10 protein-coding genes are annotated in these 6645 nt (G+C 59.4%); 9 read left to right on the top strand and 1 reads right to left on the bottom strand.

What is annotated here, in order from left to right; translation table 11 throughout:
- The 8 genes from P792_RS0118190 to repC all read left to right on the top strand — a co-directional run.
- Positions 1–507, top strand: a 507-nt coding sequence (locus P792_RS0118190) for a methyltransferase domain-containing protein (RefSeq protein WP_031240226.1), incomplete at its 5' end; no start/stop codon positions are given.
- Positions 491–1147 (top strand): hypothetical protein, encoded by a 657-nt coding sequence (locus tag P792_RS24830; RefSeq protein ID WP_023977993.1) that lies wholly within the window; start codon positions 491–493, stop codon positions 1145–1147. The genes P792_RS0118190 and P792_RS24830, both read left to right, overlap by 17 nt.
- A gap of 57 nt (positions 1148–1204) precedes the next feature.
- Positions 1205–1885: a hypothetical protein gene (locus P792_RS24825; protein ID WP_023977992.1), complete on the top strand. Its 681-nt coding sequence runs from the start codon at positions 1205–1207 to the stop codon at positions 1883–1885.
- A 66-nt stretch (positions 1886–1951) separates the two neighbouring features.
- Positions 1952–2314 (top strand): hypothetical protein, encoded by a 363-nt coding sequence (locus tag P792_RS24820; RefSeq protein WP_023977991.1) that lies wholly within the window; start codon positions 1952–1954, stop codon positions 2312–2314.
- Between the two features lie 118 nt (positions 2315–2432).
- Complete coding sequence (locus P792_RS24815; protein WP_152530154.1) at positions 2433–2675, top strand: hypothetical protein; 243 nt, start codon at positions 2433–2435, stop codon at positions 2673–2675.
- Positions 2672–2923, top strand: coding sequence for a hypothetical protein (locus P792_RS24810; RefSeq protein WP_023977989.1), 252 nt, complete (start codon positions 2672–2674; stop codon positions 2921–2923). Before P792_RS24815 ends, P792_RS24810 begins: the two co-directional genes overlap by 4 nt.
- Positions 2924–2985: 62 nt before the next feature.
- Positions 2986–3285: a DUF2312 domain-containing protein gene (locus P792_RS24805; RefSeq protein WP_051395823.1), complete on the top strand. Its 300-nt coding sequence runs from the start codon at positions 2986–2988 to the stop codon at positions 3283–3285.
- Positions 3286–3748: 463 nt separating this feature from the next.
- Positions 3749–5092, top strand: coding sequence for a replication initiation protein RepC (gene repC / locus P792_RS24800; RefSeq protein WP_051395817.1), 1344 nt, complete (start codon positions 3749–3751; stop codon positions 5090–5092).
- A 405-nt stretch (positions 5093–5497) separates the two neighbouring features.
- Here the strand turns inward: repC and P792_RS24790 are convergent, their stop codons facing one another.
- Positions 5498–5704, bottom strand: a complete 207-nt coding sequence (locus P792_RS24790; RefSeq protein WP_023977985.1) for a hypothetical protein — start codon at positions 5702–5704, stop codon at positions 5498–5500.
- Between the two features lie 212 nt (positions 5705–5916).
- Between P792_RS24790 and P792_RS24785 the strand changes: the two genes are divergently transcribed.
- Positions 5917–6615, top strand: a complete 699-nt coding sequence (locus tag P792_RS24785; protein WP_023977984.1) for a hypothetical protein — start codon at positions 5917–5919, stop codon at positions 6613–6615.
- Positions 6616–6645: the final 30 nt, after the last annotated feature.

Here is a 6645-nt window from a genome sequence, read left to right as displayed (position 1 = left end):
CGCGCGGGTATTGCCTATGCTACGGCGCAGGCGAGGCGCGGCGCTTATCGTGTCGCCGATGTCGAGAGCCTTTTATCGGTACCGGAACGTTACGGATTCGTTTTCTGCTCCGAGGTGCTTGAGCATCTACCCGATGCCACGCTGCTGCCGCGCGCACTGGCTGCCTGCGTCCAGTACGGAGGCTATGCTCTCGTGAACGCACCCGATATCGGGCATCGGGAGACACCGGCCGACCTCACGCAATGGCCAGCCCTGTGTCCGCCCGAGCACCTGCAATGGTTCACCTCAGACGGCTTTGCTTCCGTCATGGAGCGCCATGGTTTTGTGCGCAGGAGACGCCTGCGTGCACGGGGGGCGGCATTCTCCGATCTTTTTTTGCGGGTCGATGAGAAAAACCCATCGCTCTCTGGATCGGGATCGGATGTGCTTTCTCAAGGAGACCGGATGGGTCTCGATCACAGTCTTCGGCCATTGCAGGAAAGAAAACGCCATGATGACGCTTTATAGCCGCTGGATGCCCGGCCCCGGCACGTTCAGAACGCGCTGCGTTCTTCTGGCGGCGGCCGGCCTTGGGCTCTGCGCCCCCGCTTCTGCGATGGAGCGTCCTGTCGTGCCGATCTGCAATGAAAGCGCCCCGGCTGCGTCGGGACCGGTCCAGCTCGAGATGAGTCTCGTGGAAGAAAGTGTCCCACCATCCCGCCCGGACGACCGCGGGAGAGGGGCCTCCCAAAACCCGGTCCGTAATAGTGTGAAGTTCGATGGGTATCTCGCGACGGATGGGGCGCCCCTTCGGATCGGTAACGGCCGCGCAGAGCTATTTGATCCCCGGACGGATTTCAGCTTGTCCCCTGATGCCAGCAGGGCCGTTCCTGAAACCGTGTCTCGGGATGCCCAGCAGATAGACGGCAGTTTCAGCGCCGTTCTGGACCCTGATCACGGTATTGTCGTGAAGCCGCAAATCATGGTCACGCGCCATGCGGGCGATCGGCTCGGAAAATCCAATATGTTCATATACGACAGGCCGATGATGATCACGGGCTTGCGCTGCGCGACCCAGGTCGATCTGGAGTTCTCCGACCCTGTGGCGCGGGAGGGACAACCCCAGAGGCATATCTTCCTTCACATCTCGGCTTATCGGGCCCGTTAGCCCGCACTCGCGCGTCACTCCTAATCAAAGCGCCGCTCCAGAAAGGAGAATTCGATCATGGTTCGTTTTTCAGCCCCTCTTCGCCGTGCGTGCACGTCTGGCGCCATATTGGCTGCCTCTGCTTTTTGCGGCGCGATCACCGTTTCGGCCCAGGCGCAGACGCCGTCTGTTGCCGCACCCTGCGAGAAAGCGGCATCTAAAACCACGGGACCCGCATGGATTCATCTGACGATGAAGCAAGAACGTCTGGTGTCTTTACGCCCCGTCAGCCTGAATAATACGTCACTCCCGCTGCCAATCGAGGATATTGTCGCATTCGACGGTTATTTGCCGGCGGACGGTTCTGACATCCATATCAACGCAGGTCGCGATATGCAGTACGTTGCGCGGGCTTCTTCGACAACGGCCAATGGGAAACCGGAGACGGTCTCGGAAGAGCCGGGAAGGGTTCTCGCCGGTGTCACCGGAACATTCCATGCGCTGCCGGACAAGAACGGCAATATCGTCGTCACCGGCGATGTTCGTCTCACCGACGATCTCGCAATCGCCAAGGCAAAATCTGGCAACCTTTCTTTCGAGGAACCGCGCTTCAAGGATGTGAGCTTCCAGCCTTCTGTGACGGTTGCGGGGCTTCATTGCGTCGCACCCATGCAAAGTCAAATAGGAAATACGAGGTCGGACAAGGCGGCCGCCTTGCCAATGGTCGGCGTCACCATTCTCGCCGAGCGTACACAGTAACGCGCCCCGAAGCCGCGTAACCACAAGCCACAGAAGTTCGACCTCGGAACGAAGGACAATGAGATAATGGCCCTGAGACAACATCAGCAGTCCAAACGCCCTCGCTATGCAACGGCGCTCTCCCTCATTGCGGGGATCAGTACGCTGACTGCATTTGCGGCACCGTCTTTCGCTGCCCCGTCCGATCCCACGGCTTTCGTCTCTGTCGCCAACGCCCAGCTTGTCGTCGAGAAAGAGACCCTTGGCACCGTACAGCAGATCCTCGCGCTTTTGCAAAAGCAGGGGAGCGAGGCAGCCCAGGCGTCGAAGGAAAAAGCCGCCCTGCAGGACGCAATCAGGCAGGCGGAAAATATGAACGCCGAGCAAACCGCAGTTGTCCAGCACAAGGAAGCGCTGGGCGGGAGTCAGCCTTCCCGCCATCAGCCTTGATCCCCCAAACACGATAAGGCGAAACGATTTACGAAGCTCTCTGCATGAGGGCGCATCAGAAAGTACCGGGCCAATGGCGACCCTCAACCATAACGCGATTACCCGGGAGGAGGTCTGGATGTCTCACGATTCATGCGGTTGCCAGGGCAAGATCAGATTTGTGTCCCTCACACGCGCCGAGGACGCGGCGCGCTCGATGCGCAAACGGGGCAAGGGCGCGGTTGGTGCCTATGAATGTACCCGCTGCGGCTTTTTCCATGTGGGCGCCCGGTCGTCGGACGCCCGCGCCTATACCCGCGCGCTTCACGGGCGTCCTTCACCCCGCTGCGTGCAGATCCAGCCAGGAGGCTTCGACCAGTGAGTGAAGATAATTCCAAAACGGCATCCAGCAACGCGGTCACCATCCAGGGCAAAGCACGCTGGATCGTACCTGAAGATCAGGGGACGCTCGGTCACTTCCATGACCCGGTAAGCGGGTGGCGGTCGGACGATCCGTGCCGCGCAGTTCATGAGGCGCTGGCCTCCACGACCTTCAGGATTCTCTACGACACGTTCGAGGCAGGCACCAACCTGCCTACCTCGCCATCTGACGACGCACAACCAGCCTGACCATAACAAGAGCCGGCGCAACCATACGCCCCTGAAGGACCCGGAGACATCATCTTATGGATATGCCATTCGACGTGAATGAAGCGGCCGCCAGCCGGGCACGTCAGGCGGCCGACCCTGATTCCAATGTGGGCGGCATCGCTGTCGAACGTCTGCGCAGCGTGATCGAGCGCGTCGAACGCCTCGAAGAAGAACGCAAGGCGCTCGCCGGCGACATCAAGGACATCTTCGCAGAAGCCAAGTCCGCAGGGTTCGACGTTCCGACCCTGAAGAACATCATACGGCTCCGCAAAAAGGAGCCGAGTGAGATCGAGGAGCAGGAGACGCTGCTCGACATCTACCGACGTGCCCTGGGTATGTGAGGCGCAGATTCGTGGATCGTCCCGTCATAATACCCGGCCAGCGAGCGCAGAGATCGCCCGGCCTTTGCCCGATCGGGTCTCAGCCGAACGCTGCCAAGTTCCCGGAGTTGAACGGAAAATTTCGTTCCCTGCACGTTTCCGACTTGTTCGGCGAAACGATCTGCCGCAATTTCGTCGGTTACTGCCACCGGACCATTCTGGGCCGTCTGGCGAGTCGAGGAAAAGAACCACCATGACCTGACCCCCAGACGCCAAAAACCCCGCCTCCCCCGATTTACCAGATCGGAAGAGCCAGGGTTCATGACAGATCGGAGATCTGGTTGGAGGCCGCTGCTAATTAAGGCCCCCATCTAGCGATGCTCCCTCCCGAAACGCAAGAGGTTTTTTTGCGAACGGGAGAGATTTGTCTGAACGACCAGCCGGGAAGCGGTTCACGCAACCACTTTTCGATGGATGTTGGACCATGGAGTTCACCCCTCCCTTTGCAGGGCAGGACGGGTCGTATCGGCCCGGACGGCGGCGGCTGAGTGCGGCCATGCTGGAAGCCGAAGTCGAGCTGACACAGGAGCCTGCTGACTATCCGGCGCGTCGCGAAATCCTCGGGCTGCTCAAATCACTGCGTGGCGCCCTGCCTGTGTCGGCGGCGGCGGCCAATACGCTGATCGTGATGATCGAGCACACCAGGGCGGAAGACTGGACGGCGATGGAGACGCCTTTCGTTTACGCGCATAACGAGACGCTTCTGAACTGGACCGGGGTGTCGCTCGCAACGCTGCGACGTCATATCCGCGAGCTGGCCGATGCCCGGTTTCTGGTGGCCCAGGACGGCCGCAACGGACAGCGCGGGAAAAGGTGGCAGGGGACAGAGTCCCAGCGGACAGGGTTCAACCTGGCCTCGCTACGGCATCGCTGGTCGGATCTCGTCGCACTCAGCCGCTCGGAGACGCGCCGGCGGGAGGAACTGAGCTTCCTGCGTCAGGAAATCGCCTCGCTCAACGAGCAGGTGCGTCTTTTGTCCGATACTCTTGATCAGCCGATAATCATGGCAGAGGCACGGCGTCTTATGCGTTTGCGTCTGATGATGAATGAGCCAGCCAAACTGCACGCACTGCACGGGCAGATGGCTGCGCATCTCGTAGCCCTTCAAACCATCCAGGCGCAGCAGGAAACGACTGTGGATAACCTCACAGCCGCCGCGCCTGAGACGCCCAATCTGAGACCCATGGGTGCGCAAAATGAGACCCACTATACAGATACAAAAAACAATCTATCTCTTAAAAAAGTAGTCTCCGTAGCGGCTTGCAGCCGCAATCGCATTGAAGCAATGCGGCGTGAGCCGTTGGATGATCCGGGTGAAACTCCTCGCCTCGGACGCGAGAGCGCTCTTCGAGGATTCAAGGGAACAGCTCAGTTCTATCTCGGAATTTGCACAGCTCTTCGCGAGATATGCCCCACAGCGACACCCAGCGCGGAGCAGCTGATGGACGCGGCCGAATATCTGTCAGGTCAGATCGGGGTTTCGTATCACGCCTGGGTGCAGGGATGTGGCGTTCTCGGTCGGCTCCAGGCGGCGATTGCCGTGATCATCATGGCCTCGCGCCTCGAGAGACAGGCGGTTATCCATGCCCGCGACGCCTATTTCAGGGCCCTTGTGGAGCGGGGAGCTCAGAACGCCTTGTTTCTTGACCGGAGCCTCTACGCACTGCGCGATGTTCGCAACCGGGAGGAATTGGCCATAGGCACATTGGTCGAGACAAGGGGAGCTGCCGATATGGGATCGACTACCATACAGGGCGGGCGACACTGATCGGATAGCTGAGGAAATGTGGTGATTTGTGTCGTGTTCGCGAGGGCAAAAAATGAGTGATCTGGTTTTGTCGAGACGGGAATGTGTATGGCTGCGGCAGAGGTTCCAGCGCGAAACACCTGGGTCGGTTAGGCTTGATGAGGGTTTCCCTCTTCCGGGCTGGTATGGCTCGTGCAAGAAGGATCGTTATGTACCGGCCGCACTCCAGACGATGATCGAGCGTGGATTGGCGACGACCCCACACCGCATCGAGCAGGAGCCGCGGTTCTATTTTACGCGTCTCGGTATAGACGCTATCCGAACTGCTTTCAGGCAACCCAAAGGACTGAAACGCGAAGAATGTCCCGCGCTTGCGCAGGCCGTCGGCCGGGCTTCGACGCGTGCGATTATCCGCTGACCAGATTGTCAGTCGTCTGTCTGGTCGTCTTCAGGCGCGGTCTCGGATGGGGCTCTGGCGAGGCGTCGCGTCCGTTTGCGAATCTCGGCGTCGATTGCACTACGGATCATCGCATTGCGGTTCTCACCGATCTCCAGGACTGAGTCGATAAGGGCCTTTGCCCCTTCGGGAAGGGTAAGGAGCAGTCTTTCGTCCCAGTTTTTTTTTCTGCCCATGCACAGCGGTTAACTCAGAGCGGACCGATCGTCAAACATTTTTCATATATATGGAATTGACATTAACCGTATATACGATATGTTTTGATACAGTTTCTCACCTGGAGTTGATCCCAATGGGATTTTCACGCGCTCTCGCCCCTCTCGTATTAATTTCCTCTTGCGCTCTGACTGCCTGCGGAAGCTCGACGCCCGCGCCTGAGCCCGTTCTTTTGAGCCAGTTCAATGCGAACACGGATCGCTTCGATATCGTAAGTACACTCGGGCGCGCGGAGGGCACCATTCAGAAAAATGGTCGGCCCTGCGATATCTACCGTATTTATACGTCCGGTCTGACGTCTGGCGGTCGCGCTGCCATGAAGGCGGGCGAGGTTCTGACCAGTGTTGCGACACTCGGCTTGGCGCAGGTCATCTGGGCACCTGTCAAGGCGGGAACACGCCCCCAGCTTCATACTGTGCTGTTCTGCTACGGTCGTACGGACAAGCTTGTCGATATCTACGACACCGATCCGACAAGCACGCATGAGCAGGATCATATGATCCTTAATAAGGAGGCCTATAGCGAGCCTGTTGCCCTGTCCGCGCCGACCGGCCCCACTCAGGCAACGACATCGCTGGTTCCTGGTGCAGGTCCAGCCGCTTCTGCATCTGTCGTGACCGACGCCCCGGTCGTCACGGCACCAGGGGCCGAAGTGATCCATGAAAAAGCCGTGGCGCCGCTGCCTCCTGCAGAATCAGGGACGATCAGCCTCGATTCAGTTTCCCGCGAAGCGACGGATGGAAGGAAGACGATTTCGACCGGCAAGGCCGCGATCGCGCCCGGCGCCTCCTCGGATGATCTGAACGCGATAAGCGCGACCAAGGCCGCGACGGCCAATGCCGTGCTCGCGCCGGAGCCTGCCAGTCACTGAAACTTAACGAAAACCGGCAAAAGTTATCGC

Source organism: Asaia sp. SF2.1, from assembly GCF_000505765.1.
In the GTDB taxonomy this organism is placed as follows: Bacteria; Pseudomonadota; Alphaproteobacteria; order Acetobacterales; family Acetobacteraceae; genus Asaia; species Asaia bogorensis.
Note: the sequence above shows the minus strand (reverse complement) of the source record. Positions and strands in the feature narration are given on the sequence as shown.